The sequence below is a fragment of the Exiguobacterium alkaliphilum 12/1 genome (genome assembly GCF_000714435.1).
GTDB lineage: Bacteria > Bacillota > Bacilli > Exiguobacteriales > Exiguobacteriaceae > Exiguobacterium > Exiguobacterium alkaliphilum.
Window position 1 is genome coordinate 71,989 of sequence record NZ_JJMW01000041.1, and the last position, 20,553, is coordinate 92,541.

22 protein-coding genes and 1 riboswitch are annotated in these 20,553 nt (G+C 54.2%); of the genes, 9 read left to right on the plus strand and 13 right to left on the minus strand.

Annotated features, from left to right (window positions below):
• The first annotated feature begins 42 nt into the window (after window positions 1-42).
• Entirely contained in the window at window positions 43-1,308 is a 1,266-nt protein-coding gene (locus RT52_RS08895; RefSeq protein ID WP_034816790.1) for a purine/pyrimidine permease, read from the plus strand.
• Between the two features lie 22 nt (window positions 1,309-1,330).
• On the opposite strand, the gene RT52_RS08900 is transcribed toward RT52_RS08895, so the two are convergent.
• Genes RT52_RS08900 through RT52_RS08915 form a run of 4 tightly spaced genes read right to left on the minus strand, consistent with a single transcriptional unit; the run spans window position 1,331 to window position 4,284 of the window.
• The gene (locus RT52_RS08900) at window positions 1,331-1,723 is read right to left on the minus strand and encodes an RDD family protein (RefSeq protein ID WP_034805198.1); all 393 of its coding nucleotides are present in this window, start codon (window positions 1,721-1,723) and stop codon (window positions 1,331-1,333) included.
• Window positions 1,720-2,367 carry an NAD(P)H-binding protein gene (locus RT52_RS08905; RefSeq protein ID WP_034816792.1) on the minus strand — a complete coding sequence of 216 codons (648 nt, stop codon included), beginning with the start codon at window positions 2,365-2,367 and terminating at the stop codon, window positions 1,720-1,722. Before RT52_RS08905 ends, RT52_RS08900 begins: the two co-directional genes overlap by 4 nt.
• Before the next feature lie 34 nt (window positions 2,368-2,401).
• Window positions 2,402-3,706 (minus strand): nucleobase:cation symporter-2 family protein, encoded by a 1,305-nt coding sequence (locus tag RT52_RS08910; protein WP_034816793.1) that lies wholly within the window; start codon window positions 3,704-3,706, stop codon window positions 2,402-2,404.
• Window positions 3,703-4,284, minus strand: coding sequence for a xanthine phosphoribosyltransferase (locus RT52_RS08915; protein WP_034816795.1), 582 nt, complete (start codon window positions 4,282-4,284; stop codon window positions 3,703-3,705). The genes RT52_RS08910 and RT52_RS08915 overlap by 4 nt, the downstream gene beginning before the upstream one ends.
• Before the next feature lie 78 nt (window positions 4,285-4,362).
• A riboswitch (purine riboswitch) is annotated at window positions 4,363-4,464 on the minus strand.
• Window positions 4,465-4,592: 128 nt separating this feature from the next.
• Between RT52_RS08915 and RT52_RS08920 the strand changes: the two genes are divergently transcribed.
• From RT52_RS08920 to RT52_RS08930, 3 genes are read left to right on the plus strand one after another with little or no spacing between them, the layout of a single operon-like run.
• A complete protein-coding gene (locus RT52_RS08920) occupies window positions 4,593-5,201 on the plus strand; it encodes an NAD(P)-dependent oxidoreductase (RefSeq protein ID WP_034816796.1) in 609 nt (202 codons plus the stop codon).
• 60 nt (window positions 5,202-5,261) lie between these two features.
• Window positions 5,262-6,815, plus strand: a complete 1,554-nt coding sequence (locus RT52_RS08925; protein WP_034805204.1) for an ABC-F family ATP-binding cassette domain-containing protein — start codon at window positions 5,262-5,264, stop codon at window positions 6,813-6,815.
• Window positions 6,816-6,834: 19 nt separating this feature from the next.
• Complete coding sequence (locus RT52_RS08930; RefSeq protein WP_034816797.1) at window positions 6,835-7,959, plus strand: DUF418 domain-containing protein; 1,125 nt, start codon at window positions 6,835-6,837, stop codon at window positions 7,957-7,959.
• Window positions 7,960-8,005: 46 nt separating this feature from the next.
• Here the strand turns inward: RT52_RS08930 and RT52_RS08935 are convergent, their stop codons facing one another.
• The 6 genes from RT52_RS08935 to RT52_RS08955 form a co-directional block, all read right to left on the minus strand.
• The gene (locus RT52_RS08935; RefSeq protein ID WP_034816798.1) at window positions 8,006-8,497 is read right to left on the minus strand and encodes a hypothetical protein; all 492 of its coding nucleotides are present in this window, start codon (window positions 8,495-8,497) and stop codon (window positions 8,006-8,008) included.
• Between the two features lie 119 nt (window positions 8,498-8,616).
• Complete coding sequence (locus RT52_RS08940) at window positions 8,617-9,546, minus strand: manganese-dependent inorganic pyrophosphatase (RefSeq protein ID WP_034816799.1); 930 nt, start codon at window positions 9,544-9,546, stop codon at window positions 8,617-8,619.
• 93 nt (window positions 9,547-9,639) lie between these two features.
• Window positions 9,640-9,774 (minus strand): hypothetical protein, encoded by a 135-nt coding sequence (locus tag RT52_RS17125; RefSeq protein ID WP_255344253.1) that lies wholly within the window; start codon window positions 9,772-9,774, stop codon window positions 9,640-9,642.
• Window positions 9,775-9,869: 95 nt separating this feature from the next.
• The gene (locus RT52_RS08945; RefSeq protein ID WP_029333828.1) at window positions 9,870-10,151 is read right to left on the minus strand and encodes a HesB/YadR/YfhF family protein; all 282 of its coding nucleotides are present in this window, start codon (window positions 10,149-10,151) and stop codon (window positions 9,870-9,872) included.
• A gap of 67 nt (window positions 10,152-10,218) precedes the next feature.
• Complete coding sequence (locus tag RT52_RS08950) at window positions 10,219-11,178, minus strand: LacI family DNA-binding transcriptional regulator (protein WP_034816800.1); 960 nt, start codon at window positions 11,176-11,178, stop codon at window positions 10,219-10,221.
• 11 nt (window positions 11,179-11,189) lie between these two features.
• Window positions 11,190-11,423: a hypothetical protein gene (locus RT52_RS08955; RefSeq protein ID WP_034816801.1), complete on the minus strand. Its 234-nt coding sequence runs from the start codon at window positions 11,421-11,423 to the stop codon at window positions 11,190-11,192.
• A gap of 238 nt (window positions 11,424-11,661) precedes the next feature.
• Between RT52_RS08955 and RT52_RS08960 the strand changes: the two genes are divergently transcribed.
• From RT52_RS08960 to RT52_RS08975, 4 genes are all read left to right on the plus strand, one after another.
• Entirely contained in the window at window positions 11,662-12,951 is a 1,290-nt protein-coding gene (locus RT52_RS08960; RefSeq protein ID WP_034805220.1) for an NCS2 family permease, read from the plus strand.
• A 234-nt stretch (window positions 12,952-13,185) separates the two neighbouring features.
• Window positions 13,186-13,923: a (Fe-S)-binding protein gene (locus RT52_RS08965; protein WP_034816803.1), complete on the plus strand. Its 738-nt coding sequence runs from the start codon at window positions 13,186-13,188 to the stop codon at window positions 13,921-13,923.
• A 2-nt stretch (window positions 13,924-13,925) separates the two neighbouring features.
• On the plus strand, window positions 13,926-15,329 hold the full coding sequence (locus tag RT52_RS08970; protein ID WP_156028802.1) for a LutB/LldF family L-lactate oxidation iron-sulfur protein: 1,404 nt from the start codon (window positions 13,926-13,928) through the stop codon (window positions 15,327-15,329).
• Window positions 15,326-16,021, plus strand: a complete 696-nt coding sequence (locus RT52_RS08975) for a LutC/YkgG family protein (RefSeq protein WP_034816808.1) — start codon at window positions 15,326-15,328, stop codon at window positions 16,019-16,021. The genes RT52_RS08970 and RT52_RS08975 overlap by 4 nt, the downstream gene beginning before the upstream one ends.
• Window positions 16,022-16,063: 42 nt before the next feature.
• Here the strand turns inward: RT52_RS08975 and RT52_RS08980 are convergent, their stop codons facing one another.
• Window positions 16,064-17,098, minus strand: a complete 1,035-nt coding sequence (locus RT52_RS08980; RefSeq protein WP_034805232.1) for a DUF4097 family beta strand repeat-containing protein — start codon at window positions 17,096-17,098, stop codon at window positions 16,064-16,066.
• A complete protein-coding gene (locus RT52_RS08985; protein WP_034805234.1) occupies window positions 17,095-17,415 on the minus strand; it encodes a PadR family transcriptional regulator in 321 nt (106 codons plus the stop codon). Before RT52_RS08985 ends, RT52_RS08980 begins: the two co-directional genes overlap by 4 nt.
• 190 nt (window positions 17,416-17,605) lie before the next feature.
• Here RT52_RS08985 and RT52_RS08990 point away from each other — a divergent pair, with 190 nt between their 5' ends.
• Window positions 17,606-19,558, plus strand: coding sequence for an ATP-binding protein (locus RT52_RS08990; protein WP_034816810.1), 1,953 nt, complete (start codon window positions 17,606-17,608; stop codon window positions 19,556-19,558).
• Window positions 19,559-19,597: 39 nt separating this feature from the next.
• On the opposite strand, the gene RT52_RS08995 is transcribed toward RT52_RS08990, so the two are convergent.
• Window positions 19,598-20,395, minus strand: coding sequence for a glucose 1-dehydrogenase (locus RT52_RS08995; RefSeq protein WP_034816812.1), 798 nt, complete (start codon window positions 20,393-20,395; stop codon window positions 19,598-19,600).
• Window positions 20,396-20,553: the final 158 nt, after the last annotated feature.

Genomic DNA, 20,553 nt, shown 5'->3' on the forward strand with positions numbered 1-20,553 from the left:
CGGTACACTAGTAGTAAAAAAGGGAAATACCAGGGGGACACCATGACCAAGAGTACTGTAACCACGACGATTCAGTGGTTCATTTTTATTTTAGCTACAAATATTGTACCACCGCTTTCGATCGCTGCCTTATTCGAACTGTCGCCGGCCGATACGATGACGTTCATCTCACGTTCGCTGTTCGTCTTCGCGCTGTTTAGCATCATCCAGACGCTGCTCGGCCACCGTTTGCCGATTTTAGAAGGACCGGCCGGCATTTGGTGGGGCGTGTTCACGCTTTATGCGTCCATCGGTCCTGCGCTATACGGAAGCGGCCAAGAGACACTCCAAGCGCTCGGATTCATGTTGTTCTTGAGCGGTGTGCTCGGTGTGCTCATGACCGTCACCGGGATTTTACGTCGGATGCTGTCGCTCTTTACACCGCAAGTGCTTGGCGTCTATATGATTCTCCTCGTCCTCCAGTTGTCAGGCGCCGTCATCAAAGGCGGATTCGGCGTGAGCGAGAGCGGTATCAATACGATTCAGGCTGTCGCGACGGCCGGTCTCGTCTTGTTCGCCCTCACGCTCGAACGGAGCCGCTTCAAACAGTACGGTCTTGTCATGACGCTCCTTGTCGGATTCGGGCTGTTCAATCTGCTCGGGCTCGGCAATCCAATCGTCCGTTCGGAGTCGTTCTTCCTCGTCCCTGAGTTGTTCCCGTTCGGGGCTTGGGTATGGGATTGGAACTTGCTGCCGACCGCGTTCGTCATCACGCTCCTCCTTATGACGAACGTGCTCGCCAACATCAAACTGATTGAACGGATTGTCAGTTCGCGGACGAAGCAACAAGTCGAAGGCAACGTCCCGGCGTCAGGCATCGTCAGCGGCTTCAGCCAAATCGTGGCCGGATTGTTCGGTACACCTGGCCCGGTCGCGATTTCAGGAACGGCCGGCTTCTTGTCTTCGACCGAGAGCGTGCACCGGGCACCGCACCTCGTCGCCCATACGCTCATGATGGTGCTCGCCTTGGTCGGTCCGTTCGTCTCGCTCATCGCGAGCATTCCAGCCGCGGTCGGCTATGCCATCGTCACCCCGCTCATCGCGACGATGATCATCATCGGGATTAACGAGGCGGCGTTCGAGTTGAATCAGAAGACGGCCTCGCTCACCGTCGGCCTCCCGCTCGTCATCGGGGCCGGAGCGATGCTGCTCCCGCCTGGGGCGATGAACGATTTGCCGCCGCTCCTTGCGACCGTATTCTCGAACGGACTCGTCCTTGGGACAATCGTTGCGTTGACGACGGCCATCCTGAGCCGCATCAAAGACTAAAAGAACTGACCTCGGCGCGAGGTCAGTTCTTTTTCGTGACGTGCATATGGAATGCCCTGTCGTGCGGCAAGACGGCACCGTCTTCAAGCTCGAAATGGGTACGGTCTTTGACATAGGTTGCAATCGAGCGCGTGTCACGGTGAAGCGCGCGTCTGAACGCCTGCTCGGCCGTGACCGGGCTCCCATCGTCGTTTCGTAACTCGAGCCCCATCAGTTTATACCCGAGCGTCTGGCCGCCACGGCTCATTTGGCACGCCTCGAGCGCATAGGCGACAAGCGTCGGGGTGATGACCGTATGGACGAACTCGCTCTTCACTTTCTTCCGGACGATTTGCTCAACACCGTAACTGACGAGTCCGGCGATGACGCTGTCGATCAACACCGCTTGCGTCCGTTTTTTCGTCAACGGTCTCATCGGCTCATCCTCTGCATCATGCCTGACGTCAACACTTCCGTGCCCTGTCCTTCTTCGGCGGCCATAATCAAGGCGCGCGCCACATGGAGCGCTTGAATCGGCGCGGCGTCCGGTAACTTATCGAGTAAAAACGGTTGCAGCGGACGGCTGACGATCTCGGCCGCTTTCTCGCCGAGACGGAACTCCTTCCGATCCCCGAGCAATAGCGACGGACGAGCGATAATTAAATGGTCGAACCCGAACACTTTCAGGCCGTTCTCGAGTTCCCCTTTGACTCGGTTGTAGAAGAACGGTGAGCGGAGCGACGCCCCTTGCGCCGAGACGACAGCGTAACGTGTCGCGCCATGTTGTTTGGCGATGCGCGCCGTCTCGAGCGGCAAGTCGAGGTCGACGTGTTTGAACGCATCTTGCGAACCAGCGACAGCAATCGTCGTCCCGAGCGCACAGTAAACGTCATCGACGTGAGGTAACGCCACGTCCATCCCTTCAAATCCGACGACTTCATGTAATTTCGGATGCTGCCAACGGGTCGAGCGGCGGACTACCATCCATACCGCATCATATCGTTCCTCTTCAAGCAACTGCTCGACGAGCTCGCGTCCGATTAAGCCGGTCGCGCCGACCACAAGTGCTGTTTTCCCCATCCTCGTTCCCCCTTGATTCGTAGTTGCTTTCAGTCTAGCTGACTTGCCGTTCCTCGGCAACGACTTCGACCGGACGGAAGCGGTCGACGAGACGGAAGAATCCGTTCAAGAACAAGGCGGTGAACGAACCAGCGACGATCGCACTATCAGTGAACAATTGAATCGGTTCCGGCATGTTGGCCACGATCCCTGGGTTGGCCGTGATGCCGAGCCCGATGCCAATCGAGAGCGCGATTGTAACGAGGTTCTCGTTCTTCGAGAAATCGACTTGGCTCAAGATACGAATCCCGGATGCGGCGACCGTCCCGAACATGACGAGCATCGCCCCGCCGAGCACCGGCTTCGGGATGAGTGTCGTGAACGTCGCCACTTTCGGTAAGAAACCGAGTAAAATCAAGAGCCCACTCGTCCAAAAGATGACACGACGGGATTTGACGCCCGACAGTTGCACGAGTCCGACGTTCTGACTGAACGTCGTGTACGGGAAGCTGTTGAAGATGCCACCGAGAATCGTCGCGACCCCTTCAGCCCGGTAGCCTTTCGTCAATTCGTTCGAGCCAATCGGTTTTTTCGTGATGTCACTGAGTGCGAAAAACACGCCTGTCGATTCAATCATAGAAATGATGGCAACGAGCGTCATGACGAGGATAGCAGAGACGTTGAACGTCGGCATCCCGAAATAAAACGGTTGCACCATCTGGAACCAGCTCGCCTCTCGGACAGGGCTGAAGTCGACGAGTCTGAGCATGGCGGCCACACCGGTCCCAATCAAGACGGCAAACAAAACCGCTGCCGCACGGGTGAATACCGTCCCGACCCGATTCAAGACGATGATGAGACCGATTGTGAGTCCCCCGAGCGCCAAGTTTTGCATCGAGGCGAATCCAGGCTCCCCTGCCGCGCCACCGCCGATATCGTTGATGGCGACCGGGATGAGCGACAAGCCGATGACCGTCACGACCGAACCGAGCACGACCGGCGGGAAGAAACGGGCCAGTTTTCCGACGAAACCAGAAATCAGAATGACGATGATACCGCTCGCGATGAGTGCGCCGTAAATAGCGGTGATGCCGCTCGAGCTCCCGATCGCAATCATCGGGCCGACCGCGGTGAACGTACAGCCGAGCACGACCGGGAGACCGACACCGGTGAAACGGGTCGTCCATACTTGTAACAGCGTCGCGACGCCGCACATGAATAAATCAATCGCGACGAGGTATGCGAGTTCCGTCGGACCGAGCCCGATGGCACCGCCGACGATGAGCGGGACGATGGCCGCGCCCGTGTACATCGCAAGTAAATGTTGGAAACCGAGACTGGCCGTCTTGAACGTATTCATCGCACAGCCTCCACAAACGAGATGTGTCCCGCTTCAAGTTTACTGATTCGTGCGAGCGACTCGACACGATAACCGCGTGCGAGTAACTTCTCGCGTCCTGGTTGGAACGACTTCTCGATGACGATGCCGATACCGGCGACCGTCGCCCCAGCTGACTCGACGAGTTCAGTCAACCCGAGTGCCGCTTCCCCGTTCGCGAGAAAGTCGTCGATGACGAGTATGCGTTCTCCGGGTTTTACGAAGCGTCGGCTCAAACTGATGCGGTTCGTCTCTTGCTTCGTGAACGAGTAGACGTCCGCTTCGACGAGGTCGTCTTGGAGCGTCAGTGACTTACGTTTTCGGGCGAAGACGAACGGGACATTCATCTCGAGTGCCGTCATCATCGCCGGTGCGATTCCGCTCGACTCGAGCGTGACGATGCGGTCGATGTCGAGATCGGCGAACCGCTCAGCGAACGCTTTCCCGATGTCTTGCATCAAGACCGGGTCGACTTGATGGTTTAAGAACGCATCGACTTTCAATACGTGTTCGGACAAAGCTTGTCCTTCTTCTCTAATCTTGTCTTCTAATCGTTTCATCTTATTCCCTCCAACAAAAAAATGCGATTCGTCACCCCAACTCGGGAGGCAACGAACCGCATGGAGACATGACGAATACACACGACTAGCGCCACCCGTAGTCGAACCATTTACGGTGGTTCGGTAGAGACTTGTGAGCCATATTCTCACGGATATACGAGTGCGAATCTATTTATTTATAAGATAGAACTTATTGTAGACGATATCTTTAGAAAAGCAACACTTTCTGAACGGATAGCTAAAAGTTCGATTTTTCTGAAACTGCTGTATACTGAACGTATACGAATCAGGATGGGAGCGATTATGCGATGAAGCTATTTGTATTAGGCGCGACCGGCCGGACCGGTCACCAGTTCGTCGACCAAGCGACCGAACATGGCCATCACGTCACGGCTTTCGTGCGGGAACAGAAAAAATTGATCCCGACGCCACAACTTGAAATCATCGAGGGCGACGTGACGGACGTGTCTGCATTGACGGACGCGATGAATGGTCATGACGCGGTCGTCAGCTGTCTCGGGACCGACCTTTCGGATGAGGATTTCCTCGCCCGCGTGACCGACGCGCTTGTCCCGGCGATGAAAGCGAACGGCGTGACGCGCATCATCTATCTCGCCTCGGCCGGCATCGACCAAGAGATTCCCGGGCTAGCCGGAAAAGTCGTCACGTTCATGCTTCGAAAGCCGCTCCGCGATCACCGGGCCGCGGTCGATTTGTGGCGCAACTCGTCGTTCGATTATACGATTGTCCGGCCGATGCAACTGACGGACGGTCCCCGGACGTCGGTGTATCGCGTGTCCGTCGATGGCATTCCAGAGAACGGGAAACAAATCTCCCGGGCCGACGTCGCCCAGTTCATGTTGAATGCCGCTGAAGACCAGCTGTTCATCCGCCAATCGATTGGACTGGCGTACTAATTTTTTTCAATTCATGCTACAATATCGGATAGTCAAATTTGAAAGGAACGAATACAACACATGAGTATATTATCGGTACAAAACTTGAGCCACGGCTTCGGTGACCGCGCTATTTTAAACGACGTCTCTTTCCGCCTTTTGAAAGGCGAACACATCGGCCTCGTCGGGGCGAACGGTGAAGGAAAATCGACGTTCATGAACATCATCACGCGTAAATTGCAACCGGATGAAGGAAAAATCGAATGGGCGAAAAACGTCCGTGTCGGCTACCTCGACCAGCACGCGGTCCTCGAGCGCGGCATGACCATCCGGGACGTCTTAAAGAGCGCGTTCCAATACTTGATCGACATGGAGACACGCATCGGCGAACTCTACATGGAGATGGGTGACGCGACACCGGAGCAAATGGAAGACATGCTCGCAGAAGTCGGTGAGCTCCAAGAGACGCTCGACTCGAACGACTTTTACATCATCGATGCGAAAGTCGAGGAAGTCGCGCGTGGTCTCGGTATTCTAGACGTCGGGCTCGACCGTGACGTCACGGACCTCTCCGGTGGGCAACGGACAAAGGTGTTGCTCGCGAAGTTGCTTCTCGAGAAGCCGGACATCCTCCTCCTCGATGAGCCGACGAACTATTTGGACGAGGTCCACATCGAGTGGTTGAAGCGTTATCTTCAAAACTACGACAACGCGTTCATTTTGATCTCCCACGATATCCCGTTCTTGAATAGCGTCATCAACTTGGTCTACCACATGGAAAACCAAGACTTGTCGCGCTACGTCGGCGACTACGATAAGTTCATGGAAGTGTACGAGATGAAGCGCTCGCAGCTCGAGTCGGCCTACAAACGCCAGCAGGCGGAAATCGCCGACTTGAAAGACTTTGTCGCCCGGAACAAGGCACGCGTCTCGACTCGGAACATGGCGATGTCACGTCAGAAAAAACTCGACAAGATGGACGTCATCGAACTGAGTGCGGAACGTCCGAAGCCAGAGTTCCGCTTCCTTCAGGCCCGCACGTCAGGCCGTCTCATCTTCGACGCCAAAGGCCTCGTCATCGGGTACGACGAGCCGCTTTCACGTCCGCTCGACCTGCAAATGGAACGCGGTCAGAAAATCGCGCTCGTCGGAGCGAACGGAATCGGGAAGACGACGCTGTTGAAGAGTCTTCTCGGGTTGATCAATCCGCTCGAAGGCACGGTCGAACGCGGTGAGTTCTTGGAGATTGGTTACTTCGAACAAGAAGCGGCCGTCAGCAACAACACGTGTATCGAAGAAATTTGGAGCGAGTTCCCATCGCTCAACCAACAACAAGTCCGGGCCATGCTCGCGAAATGTGGGCTCATGACGAAGCATATCGAGAGTAAAATCGCGGTGCTCAGTGGTGGCGAGAAGGCGAAAGTCCGCCTCTGTAAGCTTCAAAACAACGAGTCGAACCTTCTCCTCCTCGATGAGCCGACGAACCACTTGGACGTCGATGCGAAGGAAGAGTTGAAGCGTGCGTTGAAAGAATATAAAGGCAGTATCCTACTCATCAGTCACGAACCAGAGTTCTATCAAGACATCGTTACAGACGTCTGGAACTGTGAGTCGTGGACGACGAAAGTATTCTAACTTGTAGAGGAAGTGTCGCATGACTGGCCCAATCCAATTGAACGAACGGATCGTTCTTTACGACATCATTCGAGGATTTGCCTTATGCGGCATTTTTCTCGTCAATATCCCGAGCATGCTCGGGAGCGACTGGATGTTCGGTCGCCCCGACTACACCGGAAGTGACTTGCTCGTCCGGACGCTGTTCGACATGTTCGTCCAGACGAAGTTTTACACGATTTTCTCGCTGTTGTTCGGCATCGGCTTCTCGATTTTCCTCGAGCGTTCGTACGCTCGGGGCGAGTCGGCGAGCCGCTACGTCCGACGTATCGTCATTCTATTTTTGTTCGGACTCGCTCACCTGGCCATCTGGTCGGGTGACATCTTACATACGTATGCGATGTGGGGCTTACTGCTTCCCTTGTTTTATCGCTTGAGTAATCGGGCCATCTTGACGTGGGCGTGGAGTTTATTGCTCGGAAGTTTCTTCTTGCTTTACGTCTCATCCGCGCTCGTGGAATGGACCAACGGCGGATCGTTCAACTCCGGTGTTCCGTTCCCGACCGTCTTCAATGACGGGTTCAGCGTTTGGTTCGATTATCGTCTGAACGTCGAAATCTTTGCTGCTATCTCAAACTCCCTTCTCGTCGGGATTGAAATTTTAAGTATCTTCTTGTTCGGCCTCTATATCGGACGGGAGCGAAAGCTACTCACGTGGACCATTCAAGGACTGACACGGACGGCCATCGTCTGCGCCGTGCTCGCCTTGCCGTTTTTCGGTGTCATCTTGTGGCACCATTACGGTGGCGGCGACGCCTATTACTGGGTGAACTTGATTGCCGTCCTCGTCTCTGGGAAGTTACTCGCGACGACGTACGTCTGTCTATTCACGATCGCCGTCCGCAACGGGCGCGCATTCCGCCCGCTCCAAGCGCTCGGTCGGATGGCGCTGACGAACTATTTGACGCACACCCTCGTCGTCGTTTTGCCCGTTATCGCCCTCGGCTACTACGGTCGCCTGTCGTTGACGGAAGGTTTGTTCTTGAGCATCGCGATTTTGATTGCCCAAGCGTTCTTCTCGATGTGGTGGCTGAAGTCACACCGTTACGGACCGTTCGAGAAGTTGTGGCGCATCGGGACGTATGGGTTGCAACGAAAATCTTAACAAGCATCATAAAGGCTCGAAGCAGACGCTTCGAGCCTTGTTTACGTTAACGGTCCGGTTTTGCCTTCGTGTTCAACAACATCAGGGCGATTCCGATCCACAGTGTCAACCCGACGTACATGAAGAACGTATTGACGTTGAACAGTTGATTGTTCATGTAGATGGAAAAGACGTCGCTCGTGATACTATTTGCGTAGTCTAAGCCTCCACGTCCCTCCTGATTTAAGACGATATCCGTCACGTACGTCCGGTATCGGTCGAATGCATTCATCTGACAGCGATACCCCGCAACGAGCAACATCGGGATAAAGACGAAGCCGTACCATAACAAACGTGGGCGCACGTTCGCCATCAGTTCCATCCAGCCGAGCATAAAAAACAGGATGAAAAAGAAAAGGAGAAACAGGCCGATGAGCGCCGGATTCCCGTTTCCGGATATCTTCTCCGGTTGAACGGTCATCACGTTACCTAGATAGAAAATTCCGATACACACCCCAAACCCGAGTCCCATCATCCAACCGATTCGCTTCTTGTTCATCTGTGCCCCCCGTTCATCGTTCGATTTATCATAAACTCTTCCTCGTTCAGTATAAGGCTACTTTTCCCAATTCCCCATAAAAAAATGAACATCCCGTCTCCAGGATGTTCATTCATACGTCAGTTCGTCGCCGTCTCTGTTAACACAGGTACGATCTGTTTTTTCCGTGACACGACGCCAGGAAGTGTCGCCAACCCTTCTTGAAGTTCAACGTTGAACGCCTTCTCGAACAAGTCCTTTTTCTCACCGACGACGAGCGCTTCTGAGTCGTTCGTCAAAATGTTCGTGATGGCAAGAACGAACAGGTCGAGCTCTTTGTCCAACAACTTCACCGCCATCGCTGCTTCGACGTCCGCTTTACGGTTCAATACGTCGTTCGCGTCGACCGTGTTCACTTGTGCGATTTCCACACGGTAGTCGCCCATCGCGAACTCTTTCGAGTCGAGCGTGATCAGTTCAGGCACCGTCTTTTGGCTCAAGTCAGCACCGGCTTTCAACATCTCAAGACCGTACGTCTCGACGTCTGTCCCAGAGATCTCGGCAAGCTCTTTCGCCGCTTTGACGTCCTCGTCCGTGCACGTCGGTGATTTGAAGAGGAGCGAGTCCGAGATGATGGCCGAGAGCATCAAACCAGCCATGTCCGGAGCGATCTCAATCCCGTGCTCTTTGTAGAGTTTAAGCAAAATCGTCGCCGTGCAACCGACCGGCTCGGCCCGGTAATAGAGCGGGTCTGCCGTTTGGAAGTTCGCGATGCGGTGGTGGTCGATGACTTCGAGGATGCGCACGTCTTCGATGTCGACGGCACTCTGTTGGAACTCGTTATGGTCGACCAAGATGACCGCGTTCGCTTCGTCTGAGACGCGTTCGACAAGACGTGGCGCTTTGACGCGGAAGTGGTCGAGTGCGTATTGTGTCTCGTTGCTCACTTCACCGAGACGGACAGCCTCTGCGTCCATCCCTAATTTCTTCTTCAGCTCCGCGTAGGCGATCGCTGAACAAATCGTGTCCGTATCCGGATTTTTGTGTCCGAAGACAAGTACTGTACTCATAGTTCATTCTCCTCACTGAATAGTTTTCCCTCATCCATTATAACGTCTATGCCCGTTCTTTCAATTGCAAAACAAAAAGAGCCCGCGGGCTCTTTATGCTTGTTCGTCTTCGTCCGTCTCTTCGAGGTCCGAATGATCCCCTTTTGAGTCTTCCTCGTGCGAGATGTCGGGCTGATCGCGTTTCAACTTCTCACGTTCTTCTTGTTCGCGTTTGTCTTTGTCTGACATGCGTCTTCACCCTTTCGGTTTTGTCATGTCGTAGACTGTTCCCCGCGGATGTTTGATTCAAACAGATGTCACCCATCTGTTAACGAATTGTGATGTTACGCTTGCACGAACACGACTTCGTCGCCGCGAATCTCGACGTTGACGTCCTGCCCTTGGAATAACCACTCGTCTTGTTCGGCTACGACGAAGCGAATCCCGTCCGCCTCAGTCTCAACCGCCGCGTTATCGATGTCTTCTGTGATGACGCCGACCGAGAAACCGTGCGTCAAGTCCGTCGAACCCCCATACTTAGCAAACAAGCGCACCGTCTGGCCTGACTTCACTTCCATCTCGTCTTTAAAGAATTGTAATGCTTCTTCTGTCACGTTGATTTTCATCTGACATCCTCCTCTCGACTTCTGTCTTCATTCTAATCGTTTCGAAATAGTCGAGCGAGGAAGTTGCCTAGAGGGTCGTCCCTGACAAGTACGTGACCGTCAAACTTTCCTGGACGACCGGCGCGCCCGTCATTTCCTGGAACGTGGCCTCAAACAAGGCGCGCCCGATGTCTTCGTTCGGGGAGCGCATCGTCGATAAACCGAACGCCTGGCCAATCGGATGGCCGTCAAAACCGAGCACAGCGATGTCATGCGGCACCTGAAGGCCGCTACGGGTCGCTTCCCCTAAAAAACCGAGCGCGACATAGTCAGACGAGAAAAAGAGCGCACGGGGGCGCTCCTGTTCAGAGAGGAAAGCCGAGACCAACCGCTTCCCGTCCTCACTCGTCAAGTATCCGCTATAGACCCATCGCTCACGCGCGGACGCCACTTCATCGAAGTATGCCTGCTGACGCACGATGGAGCTTGGACTGTCCGGCCTCGATAAGACGATGCCGACGTCTTCATAGCCTGCCTCTGTCAAGACACGAAGGCCGGTTTGGAATGCGGTGTAATGATCGACATGAACAGACGAAATCGTCTCCGGTGCACCGACCGTCGCGACGGAAATCGGACCATAGGCTCGATACGTCTCCATCTCCTCGAACGTCATCGTATGCGACAACACGATCGCACCGTCAACTTCCCGATGCTTCAACAAGTCGAGCGCTTGGCGTTCTTGATCGAGCCGATATTCGGTCTGCCACATGACGAGCCGGTAGTCTTTCCCGAGCGCGGCTTTCGCCAACCCGTTGACGAACAGGCCATAGTACGGATGGTCCATATACGGCAAGACGACGACGAACCGCTGTGTCCGACCGGTCGAGAGCGTCAACGCTTGCTGATTCCGTAAATAGCCGAGCTCTTTCATCGCGCGCTGCACCCGCTCCCGTTTCTCATCTGACACGTACGGATGCGCATTGATGACGCGCGATACCGTCGTCACGGACACGTCTGCATGTTTCGCGATATCTCGAATGTTCGCCAACTCGTCTCACCTCAGTTTGTCAGTCTTTGCATATAGTGTACCCAGTTTGCATCCGGACTGCCACCCTTGTCGATCACCTGCACACGAATCGCTTGCACGAGACGGAACCGTTCCTCGATTGGCAACTGAAGGAACTCATCTTGGAAATGGCTACACAACATTCTTCCGAACGGTGTGTACAACTGATTGATTACCAGTTCATAGACGATTCCGCTACAAAACATCTTCCATGTCGATCCATTCATCGGATTTCCCCTCCTTTGGTTCAAGCGTACAAGCTGAAACGCGTTTCAGAGCAAGCACTATTTTCATTTCATCGATTTCCGAACGATTAACGCTTTCATTTGAATTTTTATAGGTTTTTCACTCGAAGTTATTGACGATACCTTATTCATTTTGTATAGTCATCAAGTTGATAACGTGCGTTTAAGCTTATTCGAGTAATTATTGTTCGGAAATTCATTGATACAAGGAGTCTTATTCATGAACTTATTTCATTTGAAACAACATGGGACGAACGTTAAACAAGAAGTGACCGCTGGTGTCACAACGTTCGTCACGATGGCGTATATCTCGGTCGTTAACCCGGCCATCCTGTCTGATGCCGGCATCCCGTTCGCGCAGGCGTTCACGGCGACCATCATCGCCATCTTGATCGGGACGGGACTTATGGCGTTTTATGCGAACCTGCCAATCGCCGTCGCACCCGGGATGGGACTGAACGCCTTCTTCGCCTATACGCTCGTCGCCCAGCAACAAATCGCGCCGTCGACCGCGCTCGGCGTCGTCTTCGTCTCGTCTGTCTTCTTTTTGATTTTATCGCTGTCCCCGATTCGGACGAAGTTGATTCAAGCGATTCCGGCGTCATTGAAGCATGCCATCACGACCGGCATCGGATTGTTCATCGCTTCGCTCGGTTTGAAACTGTCGGGTCTCATCGTGTCAGACGAGGCGAACCTCGTCCGTCTCGGCGACTTGTCGTCTCCGAGCGTCCTCCTCGTGCTCGGCGGGCTCGTCGTGTCGGCACTCCTTTTCTCACGGAACATCCCGGGGTCACTCCTCATCGGGATGATTCTCACCGGGATTGCGGCCTACTTTATGGACCTCTTAAAAATTGACGGGGTGACAGCGATGCCGACGTTGCCGGAAGGACTGATGGTAAACCCGGTCACCGCATTCACCGATGTCATTCAATACGGCCTGTTTGGCGCCGTCTTGTCATTCTTCCTCGTCACGCTCTTTGACACGACCGGCACACTCGTCGGGGTCGGAAAGCAGGCAGGGTTGTTGAAACAAGATGGCACGATCGAGAACGGGCACCGCGCCTTGTTCGCTGACTCGCTCGCAACGATGGGCGGCTCGCTCGTCGGAACGAGCCCGTCGACGGCGTATATCGAATCGGCTGCCGGTGTCGCTCAAGGCGGCCGGACCGGCCTGACGACGGCTGTCGTCGCGGGATTGTTCGGGCTCACGCTCTTCTTTAGCCCGCTCATCGGCGCCATCTCCGGTGTCGCGGCCATCACGGCGCCCGCACTGATTATCGTCGGGGCGCTCATGCTGACGAACGTCCGCTATATCGATTGGTCGGACTTTAGCGAATACTTCCCGGCCTTTATGACGATCCTTATCATGCCGCTCTCAGGTAGCATCGAGCGCGGGATTGCCTTCGGGTTCATCCTCTATCCGATCTTTAAAGCGATGAACAAAGAGACGGTCCACCCGCTCATCTACTTGTTCGGCGCACTCTTTATCTTGGAAATGTTTTTCTTATAAGTTAGATTCGTGCCCTCGTCCTCGACGAGGGTTTTTCTGTATCGAAGCAAGGGAATGCTGTTTTATAGCAGGATATGCCTGAATTCCAATTCATTCTCATCCCCTTCTCAATTAGACAGGATTTTACAGTTTTTTATGCGATTCATCCCATTTTCCTTTATTGTTGTCGTTCCGTTATGAAATAATGACGGTGAAATCGTTTACGAAAACCACCTGAAGAAAGAAGGAATGGACATGCCTAAAGTGGCGCTATTCGTCACTTGCCTTTCCGATACGCTCTTCCCATCGGTAGGTCAAGCGACGGTCGAACTATTGGAACACCTCGGCTGTGACGTCAGCTTTCCGTTCGAGCAGACGTGTTGCGGTCAGCCGGCCTATAACAGCGGCTATCACGAAGAGACGAAAAAGATTGCGAAGCATATGATCGAGACGTTCGAGAAGGCGGACGCCGATTACATCGTCGGCCCTTCCGGCTCGTGCGTCATGATGATGCGCGATTACGCACATTTGTTCAAGGATGACCCGGCTTGGAAAACGCGCGCCGAGGCCCATGCGGCGAAGACGTTCGAATTGACGCAATTCATCGTCGACGTGCTCGAGGTGAAAGACGTCGGGGCGAAGTTCCCTGCCAAAGCGACGTATCACGCCTCGTGCCATATGACGCGCCTCCTCGGAATCGAGGCGGCACCCGGGCAACTGCTCAAACATGTCGACGGCTTGACGATGGTCCCGCTCGACGGTGTCCATAACTGCTGTGGGTTTGGTGGCACGTTCTCCGTCAAGATGCCGGACGTGTCGGTGCAGATGGTCGACGAGAAGGTCGCGTCCATCTTGAATTCTGGAGCCGACGTCTTAATCGGGGCGGACGCCTCGTGTCTGATGAATATCGGGGGACGCCTACATAAACAAGGCCATCCAATCAAAGTGATGCATATCGCCGAAGTGTTGAATGAAGGGGTGAAACAGGCATGAGCATGGGGATTCGATTAGATGAGAAGTTTCAAGCGCGTCGCAAAGACGGGATTGACAACCCGTTCATGCGGGAAGCCGTCAGTTCGGCCCAAGACCGTCTTCGTGGCGTCAGGCTGTACGCGGCTGAGGAACTAGGCGACTGGGAAGCGTTCCGTGACCATTCGGAAGAGATTCGTCAGCACGTACTCGAACACCTCGACTACTATTTGTATCAATTGAGCGAAAACATCTCAAAACGCGGCGGCCACGTCTTCTTCGCCGAGACGCCGGCAGAAGCGAACCGGTATATCCGGGAAGTCGTCCGGTCGAAGGACGCGAAACATATCGTCAAAGCCAAGTCGATGGTGACAGAAGAAATCGGCCTGAACGAGGCGTTAAAAGAAGAAGGGTGTACGGTCGTCGAGTCAGACCTCGGGGAATGGATTCTTCAACTCGATAACGATCCGCCGTCGCACATCATCGCCCCGGCACTTCATAAAGACCGGAACGCCGTCCATAAGACGTTCACCGCGAACGGGTACGAGGGGACAAATGACCCGACCGAGCTCGGTCGTTATGCTCGTCGGGAGCTACGGAAAGATTTTTTGAAAGCGGAAGTCGGCATCACCGGCTGTAACTTCGCCATCGCCGAGAGCGGTGCCGTCGGGCTCGTCACGAATGAAGGAAACGGACGGATGGTCACGTCCCTTCCGGACACGGTCATCTCTGTCATGGGGATGGAGCGGCTCGTGCCGTCGTACGAAGAGTTCGAAGTGCTCGTCAACATGCTCTGCCGAAGCGCCGTCGGGCAACGACTCACCTCATACATCACGACGTTCGCCGGGACAAGGGCTGTCGGCGAGGTCGATGGTCCTGAAGAATTCCATCTCGTCATCGTCGACAACAAGCGCTCCGGGATTCTCGGTACCCAATTCCAATCGGTGCTGCAATGTATCCGCTGTGCGTCTTGCATCAATGTCTGTCCGGTGTATCGTCATATCGGCGGCCACGCCTACGGCTCGATTTATTCCGGTCCAATCGGCGCTGTGCTCGCCCCGCTCCTTGACGGATACGAGAATTATAAGGAACTGCCTTACGCATCGAGCTTATGCGGTGCTTGTACGGAAGCGTGTCCGGTCAAGATCCCGCTCCACGAACTGTTGATTGAGCATCGCCGCGTCATCGTCGAAGAGAAGAAGCAGTCGCCGTTCGTCGAACGGATTGCCATGAAAGGCTTCGCCGTCACGTCCTCGAGCCCGCTTTTGTTCGGCGCGGCCGAGCAGATGGCACCGTTCGCCACGTCTCCGTTCACGAAGGCGGGACAAATCGAGAAAGGGCTACCGGCATGGACGGACTCGAAAGACTTGCCGCAACCGAGTAAACAGACCGTACGGGACTGGTTCAAGAAACGGGGGAATGCAGAGTGAATCCAGGTACAATCACGAACCGTGAAGACTTTTTGAAACGCATCGCCAACCAACTCGGACGCGACATCGACTTGACCCCGCCCAAACGTGTGTACAAGCACCGTCCGCAAGATGACGTGTTGAAGGACGCGTCTGAAGAGGAGCTCCTCGAGACGTTTCGGATGGTTGCGACACGTATCCACACAGACGTCATCGAATGCGAGTCGGCTCATCTCGACGAGACACTTCGCCTTTTGATTGAGCAGTACGGGGGACAGGCAATCATCGCCGAGCATGACGAGCGCATCAAGTCGTGGGCGCCAAAAACGAGCGCATCGTTCGACTGGTGGGACGCCACGCGTCCGGATGAGAGTCGGGCGTTGGCCGTCAAAGCCGATATCGGCATCACAATCGCCGACGCGGCGTTCGCCGAGAGCGCGACAATCGTCCAATACGCAAAACCGGGAAAATCACGGACGATAAGTCTGTTGCCGCACGACCATATCGCCATTATCCCGAAATCGGTCCTTGTCCCTCGGATGACACAAACCGCCAAGCAGCTCAGTGCATTAGACAAGGACGGAGACCTCGCGTCACCGAAAGGCGTCAACTTTATCTCCGGCCCATCGAACTCGGCCGATATCGAGATGAACTTGATTGTCGGGGTACACGGTCCGGTCCGTGTCGCCTATGTGCTCGTGCACGATTTATAAATAGCAAGACTCGCGCGTGAAGGGCTCACGCGCGAGTCTTTTTCATGCTTGTTCAACGGTAATGCTTCCGTTCGAGCTCGTCAGTCTAAGTTCAACCGTCCCATCCCCATACGTCCGCTCATTCGCCCGATCGCCGAACAGCTCGACTTTGCCGTTGTTCGTTTTCGCACGGATGACGGCGTCACGCGGCTCACGTTTCAACCGAACATCGATGCGCCCATTATTCGTCTTCAGGCGGACCGGGTGCTCGAACACATCCATCGCATAGTCGATGCGTCCGTTCGAGGTCTTCGCCTCGACCGCTCCTTTTACGTCGTGGATATCGAGACGCCCGTTCGAGGAATGGACCTCTAATCGATCGACGTTCGAGGCAGCGACTTCCACGCGTCCGTTCGAGGAATGGGCATGTAACGCCTGACCGCTCATCGCCGTGAGACTGACTTTCCCGTTCGAGGAACGGAAAGAGCCACGCTTCGCATTCACCGTGTGCACCGTGATGCTACCGTTCTCGCTCTCGACTTCGACCGATGCCGCATCTAGGTTTCGCACGTCGCACGAGCCGTGACGATTCTTCAAGACGACTTGTTCATACGCATGACGCGGCAGCTCGATATGGAGCACCGGGGCCTTCGTCACCGCCCAGGCAAACAAATTCGATAGACCGAAACGACGCTCGGACTCGATTCGGATTTCCAAGGTGTCCCCGACGATATTCATCGTCACCCCGTGGTCCCGTTCCGTCTCGAGCGTGGCGTAGGCAAAACCGTCATGCGACGGAACGACGCGGACGTGTGCTTGCAGGACGTCGATGGAGACGTTATGGAACGCCACGTTCTGACTTTTGACGACGGTCGGCTCTTTACGACTGACTTCAGAAGAGGACTCAGTCGACCCAAGCAGCTCACCGGCTAACGTCTCTGGCCGCCCAAGCTCCTCAATCATCGCTGCGTCCGTCTTCCCGTCTGCCCGTCCGTTCGCAAAGTACTCGGACACGTCACGCAACATATCGACTCGTTCGATGACGCTCACCCCGGCAAGTAATCGTTCGAGCTCTCCCAAATACTGTTCTTCTGTCATACGTCGTCTCCCCCTTTAATCAATTCGTTAACGCCTGTTGTGAACAATTCCCACTCGTTTCGTAACGCCTCTAAATGCATCTTCCCTTGGTCCGTGATCGTGTAATACTTTCGCGGCGGTCCTTCAGCCGACTCTTTCAAGTACGTCGTGAAGTAGCCTTCGGACGTTAGCCGCCGAAGGAGCGGATAGACCGCACCTTCCGAGATGGATACTTTCGCCGAAATGGCTTGGACGAGCTCATAGCCGTAACGGTCGCCTTGTTCGACGAGCGCGAGCACACATAAGTTGAGCACGCCCTTCTTAAATTGAGGATTCATCATCCCGCCTCCTCTACTATATATTAAACAATAGCCCATCGTTCACTATTGGTCAATGAATAATAGTGAACTTCCGAGAATTTCTTGATTGGTGGCAACGGCTGGTTGAAATCTGTACAATGAAGGAACGAACCAGACAGGATTTTGTCACAGATGGAATGCACGTAGTTCCAGGAAGGAACGGTCTATTATGAAAGCATGGATTGACCAGCGGATCGGAAGACAGTTTTTATTCGTCTTCTATTTATTCATCGGACTGATCCTCCTTACCTCACTTGCCGTGTACGTCTATACGGAAAATCGAATTGAACAGACGACGACCTCGCTCGAGAATGTCAGCGAACGCAGAACGAATGCGACTGAGTTATTCGAGACGTGGCAGTCCATGCAATATGAGATGCGCGGCTACGTCATCCTCGGTGACGAGGAGATGCTCACCCGCGTCAAAGATAAACAAGCGTTGATTGAGACGCAGACCGCGTGGTTTGAAGCGAACGCGGTCACTGAAAAAGAGAAAGTGTATGCGAGCGACGCTCGGACGCTCTTCTCGGCATATCAGGAACGTGTCATGCCGAGCCTAGAGCGCTATGTCGTAGCGAAACGTACCGGTACGGTCACCGAGCCGTTTTTGCAGATGCCGACACTCGGCAAGGTGACGCCGCAAGCGGAACCACCGGCAGACCGGAAGTTTAAAATCAATTCGAAGAGCGCCGCGGATATGAGCGCGAGCATCGTCGACATGGAGTCCGTGTTCACGGAATATCGAAACTCATTGAACGATGAGGAGAACATGCTTCGTGAGCAACTTGCGACACATACGAAGTGGGCGCAAGTGCTCTGGTTGTTATCCCTCCTCGCCGTCCTCCTCGTCCTCTTCATCGCCGCCCGTCCGTACGTTCAGCGGTTGACCGGTCAGCTCCAAGACTTGATCGTCAACAGCGGTCGACTCGCGGATGAACAAATCGTGCCGATGCAGTGGGCCTCGTCTCGAAATGAGGTCGGCCAATTGACCGACTCGTTTCGTCAAATGGCCTCTTCGCTCGCGATGCAGCGTCATCAAGTCGAAGAGGAACGTGAAAAGACGGCCCGTCTGCTTCACTCGATTCGTGATGCCGTCATTTATGTCGAACATACGACGAACGAGAAGATGGCGAACCAGGCGCTATTCGTCATGTTCAATCAAGCCATCACAAAACGAAATGAGATGGACTTATATCGACTCGACGCCGATTTAGAAGCGCTCGGACTTCAAGTCGACCAAAAAAACGCGTTCTTCTCGTTCATGCGCCATGCGTTCGAGGGTGAGGGCATGGAAGAGAGCGTGACGTTCTCGATGAACCAAGAAGCACGCTTCATTCAAATGTATGCCGAGAAGATTCATTTACGGGGCACGCGACACGGCACGATGCTCGTCTTCCGTGACGTGACACAAGAGACCGAAGTCGACCGTCTGAAGACCGAGCTCGTCTCGACGGTGTCCCACGAGTTGCGGACACCGCTCACGAGCATCATCGGCTTCACGGAACTGTTGCGCTATCGGAGCTTACAGCCAGATCGCGTCGATCAGTATTTAGGGATGATTCATCAAGAGACGCTTCGCCTCGAGGACTTGATTTCGAATCTGCTCGACGTCCAGCGTATGGAGTCTGGTCAACAGGCGTACGAGTACCAACCCGAACGCCTGCATGACATTTTGTCCGAAACGATTGCGCTACATCAAGGCGCGAGCCAACACCACGCGCTCACGCTCGAATGTGATACGAATCTTCTCGTTTATGGGGACCGGAATCGGTTGAGTCAACTGTTCACGAACTTGCTGCACAACGCGATTAAATATTCGCCGGACGGGGGGAAGGTTGCCGTCTGCGTCACGCATGATCAAGCGGACACGATTGAGATTTCGGTTCAAGACAAAGGCATCGGGATACCTGAATCGGCGATTTCCAAACTGTTCGATAAATTCTATCGTGTCGACAACTCGGCCAGCCGTAAAATCGGCGGCACCGGTCTCGGTCTTGCAATCTGTAAAGAGATTGCGGAAGGTCATGGCGGATCGATTCATGTCGATTCAAGTGTCGGGGATGGATCGACCTTCACCATCACCTTACCGAAATATGTAGCCGAAGATAAGATGAGTAGTTAACAAAAGAGAAGGGGTCCGCATTGCGCGAACCCCTCTTTTTCATTGGACTTTGTTTTCAGGGCCAAACGACGGATAAAGCGAAAGGCCACCGTCGGCGAAAATCGTCGTACCAGTCACGTAGGATGACTCGTCTGACGCGAGCCATGCGGCGACCGCCGAAATTTGTTCCGGACGACCAATCTCATGCGTCGGGATGAGCGCCTCGAGCCCTTTCTTCTCTTCCGGGTCTTGCATCGTCTCTTCGTTGATAGGTGTATCGATCGCACCTGGTGCGATGGCGTTCACGCGAATCTTGTTCGGTGCGTATTCGAGCGCGACCGATTTTGTGAACATCTTGACGCCACCCTTACTCGCCGCATAGTGCGTATAACCTGGGCGGGGGATGACTTCATGCACCGACGACATGTTGATGATATTTCCTTGAATCTCGTGTTCGACGAAATATTTCAACGCGGCACGCACACCGAGGAACGTGCCCGTCAAGTTCGTATCGATAATCTTCTTCCAATTGTCGAGCTCCATCTCGTGCGTCTTCGCTTCGACTTGGACACCGGCGTTGTTGACGAAGATATCCATCTTCCCAAACTCAGAGACAGCTTTCTCGATCATCTTCTCGGCGAGCCCTTCTTCCGCGACGTCCCCTTTTACCGCGACCGCTTTCCCGCCACTCGCCTCGATGCCACGAATAACTTCGTTCATCTCGTCTTCGCTACTCCGATAGTTCAAGACGACATGGACGCCTTCTTTCGCATAGCGCTCGGCGACGGCACGCCCAATCCCTTTCGAACTCCCCGTGATGACCGCGACTTTCCCTTTTAACTCTGGATAGTTTGCCATACTGTTCCCTCCTTCAGCTTCTCGCTTTGTAGTTCCCTCATTCCCCTCTTGTCGAAACCTCCCGACCTTGATTTTGAATATTTAAAGTAAATCCACTATACTGAAACAAACTACTCGTTTTCAGGAATTGCCTGAAAGACGTACAATCTTACTTCAAT

Bases quoted from the DNA above. Each gene is read 5' to 3' on its own strand.
- RT52_RS08895 (WP_034816790.1), top strand. From the start codon at position 43: ATGACCAAGAGTACTGTAACCACGACGATTCAGTGGTTCATTTTTATT.
- RT52_RS08900 (WP_034805198.1), bottom strand. From the start codon at position 1,723: ATGAGACCGTTGACGAAAAAACGGACGCAAGCGGTGTTGATCGACAGC.
- RT52_RS08905 (WP_034816792.1), bottom strand. From the start codon at position 2,367: ATGGGGAAAACAGCACTTGTGGTCGGCGCGACCGGCTTAATCGGACGC.
- RT52_RS08910 (WP_034816793.1), bottom strand. From the start codon at position 3,706: ATGAATACGTTCAAGACGGCCAGTCTCGGTTTCCAACATTTACTTGCG.
- RT52_RS08915 (WP_034816795.1), bottom strand. From the start codon at position 4,284: ATGAAACGATTAGAAGACAAGATTAGAGAAGAAGGACAAGCTTTGTCC.
- RT52_RS08920 (WP_034816796.1), top strand. From the start codon at position 4,593: ATGAAGCTATTTGTATTAGGCGCGACCGGCCGGACCGGTCACCAGTTC.
- RT52_RS08925 (WP_034805204.1), top strand. From the start codon at position 5,262: ATGAGTATATTATCGGTACAAAACTTGAGCCACGGCTTCGGTGACCGC.
- RT52_RS08930 (WP_034816797.1), top strand. From the start codon at position 6,835: ATGACTGGCCCAATCCAATTGAACGAACGGATCGTTCTTTACGACATC.
- RT52_RS08935 (WP_034816798.1), bottom strand. From the start codon at position 8,497: ATGAACAAGAAGCGAATCGGTTGGATGATGGGACTCGGGTTTGGGGTG.
- RT52_RS08940 (WP_034816799.1), bottom strand. From the start codon at position 9,546: ATGAGTACAGTACTTGTCTTCGGACACAAAAATCCGGATACGGACACG.
- RT52_RS17125 (WP_255344253.1), bottom strand. From the start codon at position 9,774: ATGTCAGACAAAGACAAACGCGAACAAGAAGAACGTGAGAAGTTGAAA.
- RT52_RS08945 (WP_029333828.1), bottom strand. From the start codon at position 10,151: ATGAAAATCAACGTGACAGAAGAAGCATTACAATTCTTTAAAGACGAG.
- RT52_RS08955 (WP_034816801.1), bottom strand. From the start codon at position 11,423: ATGAATGGATCGACATGGAAGATGTTTTGTAGCGGAATCGTCTATGAA.
- RT52_RS08960 (WP_034805220.1), top strand. From the start codon at position 11,662: ATGAACTTATTTCATTTGAAACAACATGGGACGAACGTTAAACAAGAA.
- RT52_RS08965 (WP_034816803.1), top strand. From the start codon at position 13,186: ATGCCTAAAGTGGCGCTATTCGTCACTTGCCTTTCCGATACGCTCTTC.
- RT52_RS08970 (WP_156028802.1), top strand. From the start codon at position 13,926: ATGGGGATTCGATTAGATGAGAAGTTTCAAGCGCGTCGCAAAGACGGG.
- RT52_RS08980 (WP_034805232.1), bottom strand. From the start codon at position 17,098: ATGACAGAAGAACAGTATTTGGGAGAGCTCGAACGATTACTTGCCGGG.
- RT52_RS08985 (WP_034805234.1), bottom strand. From the start codon at position 17,415: ATGAATCCTCAATTTAAGAAGGGCGTGCTCAACTTATGTGTGCTCGCG.
- RT52_RS08990 (WP_034816810.1), top strand. From the start codon at position 17,606: ATGAAAGCATGGATTGACCAGCGGATCGGAAGACAGTTTTTATTCGTC.
- RT52_RS08995 (WP_034816812.1), bottom strand. From the start codon at position 20,395: ATGGCAAACTATCCAGAGTTAAAAGGGAAAGTCGCGGTCATCACGGGG.